At 73.9% G+C, this 17,562-nt stretch carries 14 protein-coding genes; 3 read left to right on the top strand and 11 right to left on the bottom strand.

Annotated features, from left to right (window positions below):
• Nucleotides 1-307: 307 nt before the first annotated feature.
• The 3 genes from ligD to ABZ719_RS22410 are packed head-to-tail and all read right to left on the bottom strand — an operon-like array spanning nucleotide 308 to nucleotide 4,886.
• Nucleotides 308-1,258 carry a non-homologous end-joining DNA ligase gene (gene ligD, locus ABZ719_RS22420; protein WP_366726946.1) on the bottom strand — a complete coding sequence of 317 codons (951 nt, stop codon included), beginning with the start codon at nucleotides 1,256-1,258 and terminating at the stop codon, nucleotides 308-310.
• Nucleotides 1,255-3,102, bottom strand: a complete 1,848-nt coding sequence (locus tag ABZ719_RS22415) for a transketolase (protein ID WP_366726945.1) — start codon at nucleotides 3,100-3,102, stop codon at nucleotides 1,255-1,257. The genes ligD and ABZ719_RS22415 overlap by 4 nt, the downstream gene beginning before the upstream one ends.
• Nucleotides 3,099-4,886 (bottom strand): FAD-dependent oxidoreductase, encoded by a 1,788-nt coding sequence (locus tag ABZ719_RS22410; RefSeq protein WP_366726944.1) that lies wholly within the window; start codon nucleotides 4,884-4,886, stop codon nucleotides 3,099-3,101. Before ABZ719_RS22410 ends, ABZ719_RS22415 begins: the two co-directional genes overlap by 4 nt.
• Nucleotides 4,887-5,107: 221 nt before the next feature.
• Here ABZ719_RS22410 and ABZ719_RS22405 point away from each other — a divergent pair, with 221 nt between their 5' ends.
• A complete protein-coding gene (locus tag ABZ719_RS22405; protein ID WP_366726943.1) occupies nucleotides 5,108-6,061 on the top strand; it encodes an LLM class F420-dependent oxidoreductase in 954 nt (317 codons plus the stop codon).
• Nucleotides 6,062-6,162: 101 nt separating this feature from the next.
• Here ABZ719_RS22405 and ABZ719_RS22400 read toward each other — a convergent pair whose 3' ends face one another.
• Nucleotides 6,163-6,651, bottom strand: a complete 489-nt coding sequence (locus ABZ719_RS22400) for a phage holin family protein (protein WP_366727009.1) — start codon at nucleotides 6,649-6,651, stop codon at nucleotides 6,163-6,165.
• Nucleotides 6,652-6,804: 153 nt separating this feature from the next.
• On the opposite strand from ABZ719_RS22400, the gene ABZ719_RS22395 reads away from it, so the two are divergent.
• Entirely contained in the window at nucleotides 6,805-7,152 is a 348-nt protein-coding gene (locus tag ABZ719_RS22395; RefSeq protein ID WP_366726942.1) for a VOC family protein, read from the top strand.
• A 3-nt stretch (nucleotides 7,153-7,155) separates the two neighbouring features.
• On the opposite strand, the gene ABZ719_RS22390 is transcribed toward ABZ719_RS22395, so the two are convergent.
• Nucleotides 7,156-9,114, bottom strand: coding sequence for a DUF5107 domain-containing protein (locus ABZ719_RS22390; protein ID WP_366726941.1), 1,959 nt, complete (start codon nucleotides 9,112-9,114; stop codon nucleotides 7,156-7,158).
• A gap of 202 nt (nucleotides 9,115-9,316) precedes the next feature.
• Between ABZ719_RS22390 and ABZ719_RS22385 the strand changes: the two genes are divergently transcribed.
• The gene (locus ABZ719_RS22385) at nucleotides 9,317-9,664 is read left to right on the top strand and encodes a DUF6204 family protein (protein ID WP_037858184.1); all 348 of its coding nucleotides are present in this window, start codon (nucleotides 9,317-9,319) and stop codon (nucleotides 9,662-9,664) included.
• Here ABZ719_RS22385 and ABZ719_RS22380 read toward each other — a convergent pair.
• From ABZ719_RS22380 to ABZ719_RS22355, 6 genes are all read right to left on the bottom strand, one after another.
• Complete coding sequence (locus ABZ719_RS22380) at nucleotides 9,636-10,187, bottom strand: GNAT family protein (protein ID WP_366726940.1); 552 nt, start codon at nucleotides 10,185-10,187, stop codon at nucleotides 9,636-9,638. The genes ABZ719_RS22385 and ABZ719_RS22380 overlap by 29 nt on opposite strands.
• Nucleotides 10,188-10,227: 40 nt before the next feature.
• Nucleotides 10,228-12,009, bottom strand: coding sequence for a CocE/NonD family hydrolase (locus ABZ719_RS22375; RefSeq protein ID WP_366726939.1), 1,782 nt, complete (start codon nucleotides 12,007-12,009; stop codon nucleotides 10,228-10,230).
• Nucleotides 12,010-12,228: 219 nt separating this feature from the next.
• Nucleotides 12,229-13,152: an LD-carboxypeptidase gene (locus ABZ719_RS22370; RefSeq protein WP_366726938.1), complete on the bottom strand. Its 924-nt coding sequence runs from the start codon at nucleotides 13,150-13,152 to the stop codon at nucleotides 12,229-12,231.
• Entirely contained in the window at nucleotides 13,149-15,104 is a 1,956-nt protein-coding gene (locus tag ABZ719_RS22365) for a prolyl oligopeptidase family serine peptidase (protein WP_366726937.1), read from the bottom strand. Before ABZ719_RS22365 ends, ABZ719_RS22370 begins: the two co-directional genes overlap by 4 nt.
• 21 nt (nucleotides 15,105-15,125) lie before the next feature.
• Nucleotides 15,126-16,430: a M20/M25/M40 family metallo-hydrolase gene (locus tag ABZ719_RS22360; protein WP_366726936.1), complete on the bottom strand. Its 1,305-nt coding sequence runs from the start codon at nucleotides 16,428-16,430 to the stop codon at nucleotides 15,126-15,128.
• Entirely contained in the window at nucleotides 16,423-17,256 is an 834-nt protein-coding gene (locus tag ABZ719_RS22355) for a M55 family metallopeptidase (RefSeq protein WP_366726935.1), read from the bottom strand. Before ABZ719_RS22355 ends, ABZ719_RS22360 begins: the two co-directional genes overlap by 8 nt.
• Nucleotides 17,257-17,562: the final 306 nt, after the last annotated feature.

The following is a 17,562-nucleotide window of genomic DNA, read 5'->3' as shown; positions in this document are numbered from 1 at the left end:
CGCGCTCGTGGTCTTCCTCGTCGCGCTCGTAGTCGCTGTCGTCGTCGGGCTCGTAGTCGCTTTCCTCGTCGCGCTCGTCATCGCTTTCGTCGTCACCGCGGGTCTCGCCGCGGTCGTCACCGTTCTCGCTGCGTGACGGTCGTGGTCGGTGCGGTGGGTGTGCTTTACGGGTCTTGTGAGCCTTCTGAGGCTCAGGGTCGTCGTGTCTGCTCTGGGGCTTGCGTGTTTCCTGCGGCTCTTCTGAGTCGTCTGTGTTCGCCATGGCCACCTCTCCTCTCCGTGTGGCCGCAGGTTCGTTGGCCAAACCTCAACCGAGCAGTGCGTCCAGCCGCCGCCGGGCCGGGCCCAGGGAGCGGCCCCGTCCCGGCACATCGGCCCACGGCCGGGTCCGTGCCTGGTCGGCGGCGTCGTCGATGGTCCAGCGCCGCGGGCCGAGGGCGGGATCGTCGAGCTGGTCCCAGGAAAGGGGGACGGCCACGGGCGCGCCCGGCCTGGCGCGGACCGCGTAGGGCGCGACGGCGGTCTGCGCGTACCCGTTGCGCTGCACGTCCAGGTAGAGGCGGTCGCCCCGGTCCTTCTTGCGGGCGGCGGTGGTGAAGCGGTCGGGGTGGCGGGCGGCCAGCAGCTCGGCCACGTCCCCGGCGAACTCGCGCACCCGGTCGAAGCCGAGCCTGCCGTCGAGCGGCACGATCACGTGCAGTCCGCGCGATCCCGTGGTCATGAGTGCGCAGGGCAGCCCCAGCTCGTCGAGGAGGCCGCCCGTCAGCCGGGCCGCCGTGCGCACGGCTTCGAAGTCGTCGCCGGCCGGGTCGAGGTCGAAGACCATCCGGTCCGGCCGCTCCACACCGGGGGCGCGCGACAGCCAGCGGTGCGGGGTCAGGCAGGCCTGGTCCGCGAGGTACACCAGGGTGGCGGCGTCGTCGCAGACGGTGTGCGTGACCGTGCCGCCCTCCTTGGCGACCTCGACGCGGGTGATCCACCCCGGATAGTGCTCCGGCGTGTTCTTCTGCATGAACACGGGGCCGTCCAGCCCGTCCGGGTGGCGCTCCAGCATCAGGGGGCGGCCGCGCAGATGGGGCAGCATGAAGCGGGCGACGCTGCGGTAGTACTCCGCGAGGTCGCCCTTGGTGTACTCCCTGTCGCCGTGCGCCCCGTCGGTGTGCTCCGGCTCGGGGCCGGCGGGGAAGAGGACCTTCTCCGGCCGGTGCACCTCGACGGTGCGCCGGCCGGCCCGTACGGTGCGTGCGTCACCGCTCACCGCACCACCGCCTCTTCCACCAGCAGCCGGGCGGAGGCGGCGATGGACTCCGCGTCGATGCCGGCGGCGTGCAGCTGCTCGGCGGGCGTGGCGGAACCGGGCATGGACCGGACGGCGAGCCGGACCAGCCGGGGCACCGGCCGTCCGTCGAGGAAGGCGTCCAGGACCGCGTCGCCGATGCCGCCCTCCTCCCGGTGGTCCTCGACCGTGAGCAGGCAGCCGGTGTCCTCGGCGGCCTTGCGCAGCGTGGCCCGGTCGACGGGCTTGACGGAGTACAGGTCGACGACCCGCACGGCGATGCCCTCCTCGGCGAGGGCGTCGGCGGCGGTCAGCGCCTCGTGCAGGGTGACACCCGCGGCGACGATCGTCAGCCGGTCCTCGGCCGAGGAGCGCAGCACCTTGCTGCCGCCGACCGGGAAGTCCTCGTCGGGCCCGTAGAGCACCGGGCTCTCGCCGCGCGAGGTGCGCAGGTAGCGGATGCCGTCCAGGCCGGCCATGGTGGCGACGAGCTTGGCGGTCTGGTTGGCGTCGCACGGGTACAGCACGGTCGAGCCGTGCACCGTCCGCATCATGGCCAGGTCCTCCAGGCCCATCTGGCTGGGCCCGTCCTGGCCGATGGACACGCCCGAGTGCGAGCCGTTGAGGTTGATCCCGGAGCCGCTGACGGAGGCCATGCGGACGAAGTCGTGGGCGCGGGTCAGGAACGCGGCGAAGGTGGAGGCGTACGGCACCCAGCCGCGCCGGGCCATCCCGACCGCCGTCGCGACCATCTGCTGTTCGGCGATGTAGCACTCGAAGTAGCGCTCGGGGTGTTCCTTGGCGAAGAACTCCGAGCGGGTGGAGTCGCCGACCTCGCCGTCCAGGGCCACCACGTCGCCCCGTGCGGTGCCGAGCGCGGCGAGGGCCCTGCCGTAGGCGTCGCGGGTGGCGACCTCCTCGCCCCGCTCCCAGCGGGGCAGTTCCAGGCTGCCGTCCCCGACGGCGTGCAGCGAGCGCACGGACGGCGGCTCGTGCACGCGGACGCGCAGATCGCGCACCCCGCCGAGTTCCTCGATCGCCTCGTCGGCGTCCTTGACCGGCTTGCCGTGCAGCCCCTCGCGGTCCTCGGTGGCCTTGACGCCCTTGCCCTTGAGGGTGCGGGCGATGATGGCGGTCGGCTGTCCCGTGGTGGAGACCGCCTCGCCGTAGGCCCGGTCGATCGCTTCCACGTCATGGCCGTCGATCTCGACCGTGTGCCAGTCGAAGGCGCGGAAGCGGCGGGCGTAGGCGTCCAGGTCGTGGCCGTGCCGGGTGGGGCCGCGCTGGCCGAGCCGGTTGACGTCCACGATCACGGTCAGGTTGTCCAGGTGCTCGTACCCGGCGTGCTCGGCGGCCTCCCAGATCGAGCCCTCGGCCATCTCGCTGTCGCCGCACAGCACCCACACCCGGTAGTCGGCGTGGTCGAGGCGCTTGCCCGCCAGTGCGATACCGACGCCGATGGGCAGGCCCTGGCCCAGTGAGCCGGTGGCCGTCTCCACCCAGGGCAGCCGCTGCGGCGTGGGGTGCCCTTCGAGGCGGCTGCCCAGCTTGCGGAAGGTGAGCAGTTCGCCGTCGTCCACGGCGCCGGCGGCCTTGTAGGCGGAGTACAGCAGCGGGGAGGCGTGGCCCTTGGAGAGGACGAAGCGGTCGTTCCCGGGGTGCTCGGGCCGGTCGAAGTCGTAGCGCAGGTGGTGGGCCAGGAGTACGGCCATCAGGTCGGCGGCGGACATGGACGACGTGGGATGCCCGGATCCCGCCGCCGCGGCCGCCCGCACACTGTCGACACGCAACTGCTGGGCCAGGTCGACGAGTTCGGCGTGGTTCATGAGTCTCCTTCCGCTGGGATGTCGGCACGCTTGACGGGCCCGGGGGCCGGATGGTGTCCGTGCTGCCCGGCGGCCTCGTGACCCGGCCGGTTCTCAGCGGGTCCGGGGCGTTGCCGGCTCTTCGCCACGGGCTCCGGGCCCGGCTGTTTCCTGGCGGGCTCCGGGCCGGGCTGGTTCTTCGCGGGCTCCGGACCGGGCTGGTTCTTCGCGGGCTCCGGGCCCGGCTGATTCCTGGCGGGCTCCGGGCCCGGCTGGTTCTTCGCGGGTTCGGGGGCCGGCTGGTTCTGGGCGGGTCCGGGGGCGGGGCCGTCCCGCGTGGCCCGTGGGCCCGGGGAGCGCGGCGCCGGTTCCGCGCCCGCCAGCTGCGTCTTCTCCGTGTTGTCGATGATGTCCGTGATCCTTTCGCTCGTCGGTTCGCCGGACGGTTCCGCGTCCGCTCCCGTGCGCGTACCCGCGTCCGCCGCCGCTCCCTCCTGCGGGCCGCCGCCCACCCGCGCCAGCTCGGGCGACGCTGTGTCCAGGGGCACGGACCAGGACCGTACGAGCCCCAACTGGACGGCCTGGCGCGGCAGCACGCCGCCCAGCAGCCAGTCGGCCGCCACCCGGACCCGGTTGCCCGGCATGGCGGCCAGGTGGTAGCCGCGCGTCACCGCGGCGGCCGGCGGGCCGGACAGGGCGAGGCCCAGCGGGTTCGCGGCGGCCCGCGCTCCGCCGAGGTCCACGACGAATCCCAGGTCCCGGTGGCGGTAGGGGCGCCGCGCGCAGACCCCGAGCGAGGCGGCGACGTTGATCGCGGCGATCCGGCCGTGCCGCCAGGCGTGCTGTGCGGTCATCGGGGTGAAGCCGCCGGGGTGGTACACGTCCGGCACGGCCGCCGCGTCACCGCAGGCGAACACCTCGGGCCGTCCCGGCACCTGGAGGTAGGGGTCCACCACGATCCGCCCGCGTTCCAGCGGCTGCCCGGTGCCCTCCACCAGCGGGTCGGGCCGTACGCCCACGCACCACACCAGGGTCCGGGTGGGCACGAACTCACCGTCGGTGAGCAGCACGCCCTCGTGCGTGGCCTCCCGCACGGAGGTGCCCATGCGGACGTCCACGCCGCGCTGCCGCAGCACCCGGTCCGCGGTGCGCGAGAGCCGTTCGTCCAGCTCCGGCAGGACGCGGGGGGCGACGTCCAGGAGCATCCAGCGCGGCCGCACCCCCTGGCGCAGCGGGTGCCGGCGCACCTGTGCGTCGGTGTACATCTTTCCGTGCGCGGCGACCTCGGTGCCCGTGTAGCCCGCCCCCACCACGACGAAGGTGCAGCGGGCGGCGCGGTCCCCGCGGTCGTCGGACGCCGCCGCCAGTTCGATCTGCCGGGTCACGTGGTCGCGCAGGTAGAGCGCCTCGGGCAGCCCGCGGAAGCCGTGCGCGTGCTCGGCGACGCCGGGGACGGGCAGGAGCTTGTTGACGCTGCCGACCGCCAGCACGAGCCGGTCGTAGCCGAGCGTGCCGCGGTCCCCCTCGGGGCCGGTGAAGTGCACGGTGCGCGCGTCGAGGTCGACGCGGCCGGCCTCGCCGAGGACCAGGCGGACGCCGGGCAGGCCGGCGGAGAGGGAGACGGCGACCCGGCGCGGTTCCAGGACGCCCGCGGCCACCTGGGGCAGCAGCGGCAGGTACAGGAAGTAGTCGGTCGGGTTCAGTACGGTGACGTCGGCCCTGTTCCGTGACATCCGGGACAGGGTCCGGGCGGCGTGATAGCCGGCGAAACCGGCGCCGACGATCACGATGCGGGGTCGACTCACGGTTCGCCTCCGGCGCTGTCGCGTACCTGGTGCGGAACCCTCCGCGTCCCCCCGGCCGGGGCACCCAAACGTCAGCCGGGGGCGGGAGACGGGCCTGAGCCGGGGGCGGGGGGCGCACGCCGGCCCGGAGCGGGACGGGGCAGGCCGCCGCCGGTTTCCGGCCCCGCCGCCGGGTACTCGGGACCGCGATCCCGCCCGCCCCCGTCGTGGAGGTCCCGCCCATGCCCGAGTACGGCTACTTCCTGTCCTGCGAGCAGTACGGCCCCGCCGATCTGGTGGAGCAGGCCAGAATGGCCGAGCAGGCCGGTTTCCAGGCCCTGTGGATCTCCGACCACTACCACCCATGGAACGACGCGCAGGGCCAGAGCGCGTTCGTGTGGTCGGTGATCGGCGCACTGTCCGAGGCGGTGTCGCTGCCGGTCGAGACGGCCGTCACCTGTCCGACGGTGCGGATGCATCCGGCGGTGGTGGCGCAGGCCGCCGCGACCAGCGCGGTCATGACCGAGGGGCGCTTCCGGCTCGGCGTCGGCAGCGGTGAGGCCCTGAACGAGCACATCCTGGGCGACCGGTGGCCCCCGGCGCACGTGCGTCTGGAGATGCTGGAGGAGGCGATCCAGGTGATGCGCCGGCTGTTCACCGGCGAGGAGGTCGACCACCACGGCACCTACTACACCGTGGAGAACGCGCGCCTCTACACCGTCCCCGACGAACCGGTGCCCATCGACGTCTCCGGGTTCGGTCCCAAGGCGACCTCGCTCGCCGCCCGCGTGGGCGACGGGTACATCACGATGATGCCGGACGAGGAGATGGTCACGCAGTACCGCAAGGGCGGGGGCGGGGCCAAGCTCGTCAGCGGCGGCACGAAGGTGTGCTTCGGGCACGACCGCGAGGAGTGCGTCCGCACCGTGCGCGAGCTGTGGTACAACGAGCAGCTGCCCGGCGAGATGGGCCAGGTGCTGCCCACGCCACGCCACTTCGAGCAGCTGGAGCCGCTGGTCACCGAGGACATGGTCCGCGAGAACGTGGTGTGCGGGGACGACGCGGACCAGCACGTGGCCGCGCTGAAGGAGTTCGCCGACGCGGGCTTCGACCGGGTCTACGTCAACCAGATCGGGGCCGACCAGCGCGGCTTCTTCGACTTCTACCGCACGAAGGTGCTGCCGCAGCTGCCGTAGCGGCGGGCCGGGCCGCCGGCGCGGCGGCCCGGCCGCACGAGGGCGCCCGCACGGTCAGGTGCGGGCGCCCTCCGTGTGCGCGTCGGGTGTGCGCGGCCGGTTCAGAAATCGCGCTCCGAGCCCTGCGGGCGGGACGCGCCCGGCGCGCGGGGCGGGCTCTGCGGCATCGGCGGCACGGGCGGTGCCGGGGGCACCGGCGGCTGCGCGGACATCCGGGACGCGGCGGTCCCCGGCATCGGCGCGGCGGTCCCCGGCATCGCGGAGCCGGCGGCCCGGCCGGGGACCGTGGGGCCGGACGCGGCGGGCCGGGCCGCGCGGCGCAGCGCGTAGGCGGCCGCGCCCAGGACCGCCGCGGTGATCAGTGCGGCGGCCCAGCCGGGCAGCCCCACGGCGAGGGCCAGACCGGCGGCGAGCGCCACGGCCGCGCCCGCGTACAGGGCGACGGCGCCCGACGCGGCGTACAGCAGGGCCGTGCGGCGCTGCCTGCGGGTCTGCTCACGCAGTTCGTCGCGCACCGTCTCGCGCGCCACCTGCGCCAGTTCCTCCACCAGGTGTTTGTCCAGATGTTCCAGGTGGTCCAAGTGGCCCAGGTGGTCCGGTCGTTTCGGATTCTCCAGTTGCTCCGAGCGTTCCATGTTCCGGCGGGTACCCGAACAGGCGTACGCGACACGGCGGTACGGCCCGGTCGCGGCGATCCCCCGTGACGATCTCCCCCGGCCCGGCGCCCAACTAGGCTTTGCCGTATGGAGATTCTGGGAACCAGCCTGCGCGTCTGCGTCGACGACCTGGAAACCGCGGTCCCCTTCTACGAACGTCTGGCGGGCGCCAGTGCCCTCCGGTTCGAGCGCGGCGGGGTGGAGGTGGCCGCCGTCGGCTGCTTCCTGCTGATGAGCGGGCCCGAGGCCGAGCTGGAGGTGCTGCGCAAGGTGGCGGCGACCATCGCCGTCACGGACGTCGACGAGGCCCAGCGGGTGCTGACCGGGCTGGGTGCCCGCGTCGTGGCGGGCCCGGTCGCGACGCCCGGGGGCCGCAACCTGATCGCCGTCCATCCGGACGGGTCGGTGTACGAGTACGTGGACCGCCGCGGCTGATCCTCACGCGGGCCGCATCCGGAAGTCGTAGCGCCGCGGCGGCGGCCCGCCCGCCACCCGCTCCCACAGCCGGCCGATCCGCTCGTCGCCCTCCCGCAGGTCGGCGACCTCGAAGCCGTCCTCGAAGACCGCCCGGGCCCGGTCGCGGTCCCCCTCCGCGAGCAGCAGCTCCGCCTCCAGCAGCCGGAACCGGCCCTGCTGCCGGACCGCCGGGAACAGCCGGTCCCACACGGCGCGCGCGGCGGCCGTCCGGCCGGTCCGCAGCAGCGCCTCGATCGCCTCCCGGCCGAGCGCGGCGGTGGCGGCGGTCCACTGCTCGCCCTGGTCGCGCCGCTCGTGGCACAGGTCGTCGAAGGCCTCGGCGTAGCGGTCGGCGGCCCGTTCGTGGTGGCCCGTCTCCTGGTCGGCGACGGCCAGGCAGCGCAGCAACGGCCAAGGGGAGGGGGCCAGTTCGAGCGCGCGCTCCCAGCTGCGCACCGCCTGCGCGCGGTCACCGGCGTGCCACTGGGCGACCCCGAGGTGGTACTCGGCGAGCGGTGTGGCGGGAGCCGTCTCCAGCAGGTCGCGCCAGTGCGGGGCGACCAGGCTCTCGCCGGGCGGGCCGGCCCGGCGCGGCTCGGGGAAGGAGCCGGTGCGCAGCAGTTCCCGCCAGGGTTGCTGCGCGGCCGTGATCGTGGACCCGGGAAACGGCGTGCCGGGCAGTGTCCAGCCGGCGCGCAGCACCTCGAGGGCGCCCCAGCCGGATCCGGTGGCGAGGACCTCGTCCGGTTCGGCGTCGGCGTACGGCCGCCAGGCGGCGTGGGCGGCCTCGACGTCCGCGCGCGGCAGGACGGCCTCCAGCCGCTCCTCGGTGCGCCGTACGGCGCTGTCCCAGTCCCCCGTCGGCGGCGGTGCGTCGAGCGGGCCGTAGGACTCCAGCCAGGTCACCTCGCTCTCCGCCTCCAGCCGGACGTGCTCCAGTTGGGTGCGGGCGAGTCCGGCCTGGATCTCGCAGTAGCCGCCTGTGCCGGGCTCGGTGAGCCACTGCTGCCAGCGGCGCCCGCCGGGGCCGGTGCCCCAGACGAACAGTTTGCGGCCGCGCAGCACGTCGGTGGAGGTCTGCACGAGGCCGGTGCCGTCCTCGTCCAGGGCGGCGATCCAGCGGCGCCGCCCGGCCGGCACCTCGTAGAAGTAGTCGGCCGCGTACGGGCTGTTGAGGGGGTAGGTGCGGTCGGCGCCGTCGTGCACGGGGACCGGGACCCGGCGCAGCCGGCGTTCGTAGCTGAAGTGCCAGGCCTCCTCGGCGGGCGCGAGGATCCTGCGTTCCTCGGGGACGGCGGTGTTGGACCACCAGTAGGCGGGGACCGGCCGCTCGTGCGGGTTGCGGACGCGGACGCCGACGTGCAGGAAGTCGGAGCCGTCGGGGAGCCACAGGTCGACCTGGAAGGGCAGGTCGCGCAGTCGTTCCCACTCCCACAGGCGCAGCATGGCCCCGCCGTCGGGGGCGGGGACGCGGGCGGCGTGCAGGGGCGCGCAGGAGAGGGTGGTGTGGCCGGTGGCCCCGATGTTCCATTCGATGCCGCCGGAGAACCAGGCACCGTTGAGGGCGAAGTCGGCGGGCTGGAACACCGGGTTGCGGTAGAGGAGTTCACGGCCGGAGGGCTTGTGGACGAGGGAGGCGATCCGGCCGCCGAGGCCCGGCAGGACGGTGGCGCGCAGCCGGTCGTTCTCCAGGACGAGGGCGTCGATCCCGGTGGGCCGGCGTGTTCTGCCGTAGCCGTCGCGGATCCGCGCGGGCAGCACACTGCGCAGGGGCGCGTAGCCGAGCTGCCGGGCCATGTCGTACGGCAGACCGGTCCTGTCCCGGTCGTCGATGCGGTGGGCCTCGTCGAGGGGCCGCAGCGCGGGCAGCGGGTTGTCGGGGCCCACGGGTGCGGCGGGGAGCGTCAGTACCTCGCGTCGGATCGTCGTCACGATCACCATGGAACCCGGCCGCCGGGGAGCTGACCAGGGGCGCCGGCGGTCAGGATTGCGCAAAGGCGCCCGCCGGGCCGCCGCGTCCGGTGGACGGAAATGCGGTGGGCGGGCCCGCCGGAGCGTCGTAGAGTCGGTCTTTCGACCATGTTCGCGGCGACGCGCCGGTGCGCTGGTGTGCCGGGGCGGTGGCGAAGGAGCACGAGAAGCGATGAGCGAGCAGCACACCTACCGGGTCATCGTCCGGGGTACCTGGGCCGGGCTGACCGAGGAGGCGCGGGCGCGGCTGCTCGCCGAGGCCGCCGACCACGGGATGATGAGCATGCGGTTCACCGAGGAGGGGACGCTGTCCTACGAGGCGGCGCCGCTGAAGCACTTCTCGATGCGTTTCGTCGTGGTGTCGGACGCCCGGGACGGCGAGGAGATGGCGGCGGCCGTCGCGGAGGACCGGGCCGAGAGCACCCTGCGCGGCCTCGGCTACGGTTTCGGCGAGCTGAGGTCGACCGTCACCGACCTCGACACGATGAAGGTCAACCGGAAGTCCGCGTCCCGGCGGTGAGCGCCCAGCGTTCGTGGTCGCGCCACGCCCCGTCGATGTACAGCATGTCCGGGGAGTAGCCCTCCAGGCGGAAGCCGCAGGAGCGGGCGAGCGCGAGGGAGGCGGTGTTGCCCGGCTGGGCGTTGATCTCCAGCCGGTGCAGTCCCATCGGTCCGAAGGCGTGCTCGATGACGAGGGTCAGGGCCTCTTTCATCAGTCCGCGTCCGGCGGCGTGCGCGAAGGCGCCGTAGCCGAGCGCGCCGGAGAGGAAGGCGCCCCGGACGATGTTGTTGATGTTGATGTAACCGGCGAGGTCGCCGCCGGGCTTCTCGCAGACGAGGAAGCCGGCCCTGTCCTGCGCGTCGATCAGCCGCCCCGCGTAGGCGGTGTAGGCCTCGGCCGTGGCGGGCGGGAAGAGCCACGGGCGGTGCAGCTCGGCGCTCTCGCGGACCCGGGCGGTGAACTCGGGGCCGTCCTCCTGGGTGAAGGGACGGATGCCCGTGCGGGGCCCCTCGGCGAGGTAGCGGGACGCGGTGTGCGGCATGCCGTCACCTTACGCGAGGCGCCCTGGCGTCCGGCCCCTGTCAGTCCTGCACGACGGGCAGTTGCAGTACCCCGGTGTCCTCGGGGGAGCTGACCACGGTGACCGGCTTGACGCCGCGGTTGCCGAAGTAGGCGTCGTCACTGGCCGCGATCACGAACCGCAGCCGGTGCCCCTGCTCGAAGCGGTGCACGATGCCCGGCAGGGTGACGGTGAAGGGACGGGTCACGTCGGGCACGCGGACGGGGGCGACCAGCCGGTGCACGAGGGTGCGGGTGCCGTCGGGCGCCTCGTCGTAGAGCTTGACGAACAGGACGAGGTGGTCGGCGGCGTCGGCCGAGCGCTGGGTGCGCTCGGCCTTCGGGGAGTGCACCCGCAAGGTGGCGCGGGGTGCGCCGACGACGTCGGTGGCCCGTGTCAGCGGCTCGCTGGTCCAGGCGAGGTGGGTGCCGGCGAGGTCGTAGGGGGCGGGGTCGGGAAGGTTGATGATGCCCGCCAGCGAGCTCTCCGAGTGGCTGGTGGGGACGAGCCAGTTGGTGTAGGTGCGGCTGCCGCTGGTGACCTCGTCGCGCCGGTCGACGAGTCTGCCGTCGCCGGAGAGGTACAGGGTCCGGCTGGGCGCGGGGAGGCGGTCCGCGCTCGCGTAGGTGTGAGCGGGGTCGGTGATCCAGTCGCGGTAGTAGGCGAAGTCGGGTCCGGTTGCGGTGTTCTGGTCGCGGTGCAGGTAGCGGTCGAACCAGGCGAGGACGCGCCTGCCGACGTAGCTGGTCTCCAGGTTGCCCTGGGCGAGGTTCAGCTCGCCGGCGGCCGGGTCGGACATGCCTCCGCTGTGGCCCCAGGACTGCCAGATCATCTTGGTCTCGGTGCCCTGTGCCTTGAGGGTCCGGTAGGTGGCGGTGGCCTCGTTGAGGTTGAAGAGGCTGTCGGCCTGGCCCTGGACGAGCAGGGTGGGCGCTTTCACCCGGTCGAGGTAGGAGACCGGGGAGACGCTGTGCGCGTAGGAGAGCAGGCTCCGGGTGGCGTCCTCGGGGTAGCGGCCCGAGTCGAGGGTGCGGACGGTGTCGCAGGCCCGCGTCACGAAGTGCAGGCAGGTGAGGGAGTTGATCCGGGAGGGGTCGAGGGCGGGCTGGGTCAGCGGCTGGCTCTCGCCCATGAGGTAGAAGCCGTTGGTCCACTGCCATTTGAAGGCGCCGGGCAGGTCCGGGGCGCCGGCGGCGTTGCCGGGGTCGAGGGAGTAGGCGAGGTCGTTCCAGGTGATCATCGGGACGAGGGCGTCGACCCGGTGGTCCACGGCGGCGGTGGCCAGTTGCACGGCGCCGCCGTAGGAGCCGCCGATCATGCCGACGCGCGGGTCGCCCCTGCCGTCGAGGGTGACGTAGTCGGCGCGGGTGCCGTCGTCGGCGGCGCGTCGGCCGCCGAGGAAGTCGATCAGCTGGGAGGCGGCCCGGCCGTCGATGTCCGGGTCGTCGAGGGAGACCAGGCAGCCCGACTTTCCGAAGCCGAGGCCGGAGTAGACGAGCGAGACGTATCCGCGCCGGGCGAAGGCCTTGCCGATGGCGTCGGTGGAGCCGTCGTCCTTGCTCCCGCCGAAGCCGTTGGTGGCGAGCACGGCGGGCGCGGGGTGCGCCGGGTCGGCGCCGGCCGGCCGGTACAGGTCGGCGTCCACGGTGCAGGTGCGTTCCCCGGCCCGGACGGTGAACTTCAGCGGCGTCACACCGTACTGGCCGTCGGCCGCCGCGGGGGCGGTGAGCGCCAGGGGCGCGCTCAGCGCGGCTGCGAGTGAGACGACGAGGGCGGCGCGGGTTCGGGGCGCACGACGGGACACGAGACCTCCACACTGAGGGCGAGCGACTGCCGACAACCCGTCTTGGGCCTGCGGGCAGAAGGGGGCCCCGGCGGCCGGCGCCCCCTTCTGCCCGCAGCTCTTACCAACCGGTAAGTAACCGGTCGGCAAGCCATGGTGTGACACGTGTCGGGCCGCGTCAATCGGTGCGGCGGAGGTTTCTTGACGGAGATTCGGTGAGCGGCAGGAGGAGCCCGCGGCTCAGCGCAGGGCTGGCCTGTCCAGCGTCAGCGTCCCCGCCCGGGCGTCGAGTTCGGCGGCGACTCCGAAGGGGATCGTCGACGCGCCCGCGCAGTGCCCGAACCCGAAGTCCTCGGCGACGGGCACACCGAGCGGGCCGAGCCGGTCCGCCAGCAGCGCCCGCACCCGGCCGGGCGCGCCGCACTCCTCCCACGAGCCCAGCAGCACCCCGGCGACGCCCTCCAGCCAGCCCGCGCGCAGCAGTTGGGTCAGGTAACGGTCCAGGCGGTACGTCTCCTCGCCCACGTCCTCCAGGCACAGCAGGCCGCCGGCCGCCGAGGGCCGCGCGTGCGGGGTGCCGAGGTCGGCGGCGAGCAGGGCGAGGCAGCCGCCGAGCGTCACCCCCCTGGCCCGCCCGGGGACCAGGGCCGTGCCGCCGGAGGAGATCACGCGGACCGTCTCCGGCGCGAACAGGGTCGCCTTGAGGTGTTCCTGCGCCCGGGCGTTCTTGATGAAGTCGGCACCGGCCGCCATCGGACCGTGCAGGGTGACCAGGCCCAGCCGCACGGCGAAGGCCTCGTGCAGCGCGGTGATGTCGCTGAAGCCGACGAACACCTTGGGCCCCGCCGCGCGCATCGCCTCCCAGTCGAGCAGGTCGGCCATCCGCTGCACGCCGTAGCCGCCCCGGGCGCACAGCACCGCGTCCACCGACGGGTCGCACCACGCCTGCTGCAGGTCGGCGGCCCGGTCGGCGTCGGTGCCCGCCAGATAGGTGAACTCACGGTGGCGGTCCAGCACATGGGGCGCCACCACGGGGTCCAGGTCCCAGCCGCGCAGTACGTCGAGGCCGGCCTGCAGGCGTTCCTCCGGGACGGGACCGCTGGGGGCGACGACGGCGACGCGGGCGCCCGGGGCGAGCCGGGCGGGGCGCAGGAGTTCCTTCACGTGCCCAGCTCCAGCACCGGCAGGCCGGCCGGGTCGAGTCCGAACACCTGGGCGTACAGGGAGAGTTCGGCCTCCAGGGCGCGGACCATGGTGTCGGCGCGGCGGAATCCGTGCCCTTCGCCCTCGAAGGTGAGGTAGGCGTGCGGCACGTCGCGTCCCTTCAGCCGGGCCAGGAACCGCTCGCACTGCACCGGCGGGCAGATCACGTCGTCCAGCCCCTGGAGCAGCAGGAACGGCGCCGTGATCCGGTCGGCGTGCTCGGCGGGCGAGCGCTCGGCGTACCGTTCGGGCACCTCGGCGAGCGGGCCGACCAGGCTCTCCAGGTACTGCGACTCGAAGTCGTGAGTCTCCCCCGAGCCCCACCCCGTCAGGTCGAGGATCGGGTAGAGGATCGTGCCGCAGGCGTAGACGTCGGTGCCGGCCAGGGAGGCCGCGGTGGTCCAGCCGCCCGCGCTGCCGCCGCGGATCGCCAGCCGGTCGCGGTCGGCGGTGCCCTCGTCGGCGAGGGCGAGCGCGACGGCCGCGCAGTCCTCGACGTCGACGACGCCCCACTGCTCGCGCAGCCGCTCGCGGTACTCGCGGCCGTACCCCGTGGAGCCGCCGTAGTTCACCTCGGCGACGCCGATGCCGCGCGAGGTGAAGTAGGCGATCTCCAGGTCGAGGACGAGCGGTGACCTGCTGGTGGGGCCGCCGTGCGCCCACACGACGTACGGGGGCAGCTCGCCGGCGGGCGCGGCGCGCTCCGGGTGGTGCGGCGGGTAGATGTGCGCGTGCACGTCACGGCCGCCCGGCCCGGTGAAGGTGCGCACCCGCGGTCGTGGGTAGTAGGCGGGGTCGACCGGGTCGCGGTGGGCGGCGCCGATCACCCGGGCCCGGCCGGTGCGGGTGTCCAGTTCGACGACCTCGTGGGAGCCGCGCGGTCCGGCGCCGACGGCGACGACGCGTTCGCCGTGCACCGCGAGCGTGGCGTCGAACTCCCCCCAGGGGCCCGCCGCGTCGACGACCTCGCCGGTCTCCGGGTCGAGTATGCCGAGGGCGGTGGCGCCGCGACCGTGCACGACGGCCACGAGACCGGTCTCCAGCGGGGCGAACCAGCGCTGCCCGAGCTTCCACAGCGGCCCGCCGAACTCCTCCTCGCGCGGGCACAGCGGGTGCCCGTCGCGGTAGAGGTTCCACCAGCCGCCGCGGTCGCTCGCGTACAGCAGGGAGCCGTCGGCCGCCCACTCCGCCTGGGCCACGGACTCCTCGGGGCCGCCGGCGAGGGTGCGGGGCGCGGTGAGGCGGCCGTCCGCGTCCACCTCGGCCACCACGAGTTCCGTACCGTCCCAGGGCATCCTGGGGTGGTCCCAGGCCAGCCACGCGGCCCGCCGCCCGTCGGGCGACAGCCGCGGTCCGGTCACGAACCGGTGGCGCTGCGCGGTCAGTTCACGCACCGCGCCCCGGTCCCCGGCCGCCGAGCCGTCCAGCGGTACGGCGACGGGCACGCGCCGGACGTCGGTGGGGCCCTCACCGGTGAACTCCTCCATCACGCACCAGACTTCACGGCGCTCCGCCCGCACCTGCGGTTCCGCCCAGCGCAGTCCCCCGCCCACCGACGACAGGGGGGTGAGCGGCACCGGCTCGCCCGCGCCGGGCTGCCAGCGGTAGAGCCGCTGGTCGGCGAAGTGCACGAAGACGACGAGCACCACCCCGTCCGCGACCGTCCCGGTCCAGGGGCGGCCGCCGTACTCGATGACCCTGCTGCGCACGTTCCACGGCGGCGGCAGCACGGACTCCTCGCCACCGTCGGCGCGCCGCCGCACGAGTGCCCGGCGGCCGCCCTCGGCGGGCCGCGGCTCGGTCCACCACACCTCGTCGCCGACGAAGTCCACGAACTCCGGCTTGCCGTCGTGCGCGGCGGCAAGGGCCGCGTCGATCGGCGAGGGCCAGGAACCGTACGGCAGGCTCTGCACTGTTTCCTTCTCCCAACTGGCTCAGGACGTCCGCAGGAAGCGGTCGAGCACGCGGACACCGAAGTGCAGCGCCTCGACGGGGACGCGTTCGTCGACTCCGTGGAACAGGGCGTCGTAGTCGAAGCCCTCGGGCAGCTTCAGCGGCGAGAAGCCGTAGCCGGTGATGCCGAGCCGCGAGAACTGCTTGGCGTCGGTGCCGCCCGCCATGCAGTAGGGCACGACGTGCCCCTCGGGTGCGAACTCCTCGACGGCGGCCCGCATCGCGGCGAACGTCGGCGAGTCGACCGGCGCCTGGATCGCCACCTCGCGGTGGTGGAACTCCCAGTCCACGTCCGGGCCGGTCAGCAGGTCCAGGGTGGCGCGGAACTCCTCCTCGCCACCGGGCAGGTACCGTCCGTCGACATGGGCGACGGCCTCGCCCGGGACGACGTTCACCTTGTAACCGGCTTCCAGCATGGTCGGGTTGGCGCTGTTGCGCAGCGTCGCCTCCACCAGCCGGGCGGCGGGGCCGAGCTTGTCGAGCAGCGCGTCCACGGTGTGCGGGTCGGCCTCCAGGCCGTACAGGGCGGCGAGTTCGTCGAGCGCGGCGCGGACCGTCGGGGTGAGCCGCAGGGGCCACTGGTGGGCGCCGATCCGGGCGATCGCGGCGGCGAGCCGGGTCACCGCGTTGTCCTTGTTGACGCGGGAGCCGTGCCCCGCCCGGCCGCGCGCGGTCAGCTTCAGCCAGGCGGTGCCGCGTTCCCCGGCGGCGATCGGGTAGATCTGCCGCCCGGCGCCGTCGTGGAAGGTGTACGCCCCGGACTCGCTGATGCCCTCGGTGCAGCCCTCGAACAGCTCGGGGTGCTCGTCGGCCAGGAAGCCCGAGCCGTCCTCGGCGCTGGCCTCCTCGTCGGCGGTGAACGCCACCACGAGGTCCCGGCGCGGCCGCTGGCCCTGCCGGGCCCAGGAGCGGATCACCGACAGGATCATCGCGTCCATGTTCTTCATGTCGACCGCGCCCCGGCCCCACACCACGCCGTCGCGGACCTCCCCGGAGAAGGGGTGCACGCTCCAGTCCGCGGCCTGCGCCGGCACCACGTCCAGGTGACCGTGGACGAGCAGTGCGGGCGCCGAGGGGTCGGTGCCCTCGACCCGGGCGACGACGTTGGTCCGGCCCGGCGTGCGCTCCAGCAGCACCGGCTCCAGCCCCGCACCGGCCAGCTGCTCGGCGGCGTACTCGGCGGCCGGACGCTCCCGGCAGTCGCCGCCGCCCCGGTTGGTGGTGTCGATCCGGATCAGCTCGGAGGTGAACCGGACGACCTCGTCCAGTGCCTGCGCGTCAGCCATACTGCTCCTCGATGGCGGCCGAGGCGATCGTGGTGACCGCCTTGAAGGTGCGGATTGCCTCGTACATCGTGGCGCTGGTGTAGACGGCCTTGCGCTCACCGGCGCGCGCCACGCCGGGGACCACGGTGGCGGCCATGGCCAGGTGCTCGGCGTCGAACTCCACCGCGACGGTGAACGGGCCGCCCTGCACGGGCTCGCCCCGCACCGCCAGGGCCGTGGCCTTCGCCGCGGCCGCGCGGATGTCGGCGGCGGTACGGGCCGGCGTCCGGCAGACGGCCGCGTACCGCGACACGTGGTCCTTGACCGCGACCTTCAGCGCCTCGGGCGCGTAGCCCAGCGCGTCCTCGCAGGCCACGTCGTCGCCCGTGACGAGGACCACGGGCACCCCGTACTCGGCGACGACGTGCGCGTTGAGCAGTCCCTCGCTGGCCCGTACGTCGTTCACCCACACGCCGGTGAGGGAGTTGGCGAGGTAGGTGTGTGCGAGGACGCCCTCCATCCCGGCGCCGGCGTGGTAGCCGACGAAGGCGATGCCGTCGACGTCGCCGTGCTGCACGCCCTCCACCATGGACAGCGACTTGTGGCGCCCGGTGAGCATCTGCGCCCGCTCGTCCAGCTCCTCCAGCAGCAGGTTGCGCATGGTCCAGTGCGCCTCGTTGACGAGGACCTCGTCGGCGCCGCCGTCGAAGAACCCGAGCACGGCGGCGTTGACGTCCGAGGTGAACATCGACCGGCACCGCTCCCACTGCGGCGTCCCCGGCAGCACGTCGGCGGGCCAGGTCACACCGGTGGCGCCTTCCATGTCGGCGCTGATGAGGATCTTCATGGGGCGCCACGTTACGCGTCGGCGAGGCGCCCCGGAACTGCCTCACGCCGAGTTGTCCGCAGCGATGGCGCCACCGGACCAAGGTCACTAGGTTTAAACTCGAACTCCCGAACGGGAGTTCACCCATAAGAAGGAGCTTGCTTCCGTGGCGTCTCACCGTCGACCCAAAAAGCCCAGCCGCACGCGTGTGACCGTGCTGACCACCGCGGCGGCCGCCGCCGTCGCGATCAGCGCGCAGGCGGCCAACGCGGCTCCGAGTGAGAAGCCGAGCAAGGACGAGGTCAAGTCCAAGGTCGACGCGCTCTA

This window comes from Streptomyces sp. NPDC006743, from assembly GCF_040703815.1.
In the GTDB taxonomy this organism is placed as follows: Bacteria; Actinomycetota; Actinomycetes; order Streptomycetales; family Streptomycetaceae; genus Streptomyces.
This window is presented reverse-complemented; position numbering and strand designations above follow the sequence as displayed.

Coding starts and splice junctions, on each gene's coding strand:
- ABZ719_RS22415 (WP_366726945.1), bottom strand. CDS start 3,102: ATGAACCACGCCGAACTCGTCGACCTGGCCCAGCAGTTGCGTGTCGAC.
- ABZ719_RS22360 (WP_366726936.1), bottom strand. CDS start 16,430: ATGGCTGACGCGCAGGCACTGGACGAGGTCGTCCGGTTCACCTCCGAG.
- ABZ719_RS22395 (WP_366726942.1), top strand. CDS start 6,805: ATGGAGATTCTGGGAACCAGCCTGCGCGTCTGCGTCGACGACCTGGAA.
- ABZ719_RS22380 (WP_366726940.1), bottom strand. CDS start 10,187: ATGCCGCACACCGCGTCCCGCTACCTCGCCGAGGGGCCCCGCACGGGC.
- ABZ719_RS22405 (WP_366726943.1), top strand. CDS start 5,108: ATGCCCGAGTACGGCTACTTCCTGTCCTGCGAGCAGTACGGCCCCGCC.
- ABZ719_RS22355 (WP_366726935.1), bottom strand. CDS start 17,256: ATGAAGATCCTCATCAGCGCCGACATGGAAGGCGCCACCGGTGTGACC.
- ABZ719_RS22390 (WP_366726941.1), bottom strand. CDS start 9,114: ATGGTGATCGTGACGACGATCCGACGCGAGGTACTGACGCTCCCCGCC.
- ABZ719_RS22385 (WP_037858184.1), top strand. CDS start 9,317: ATGAGCGAGCAGCACACCTACCGGGTCATCGTCCGGGGTACCTGGGCC.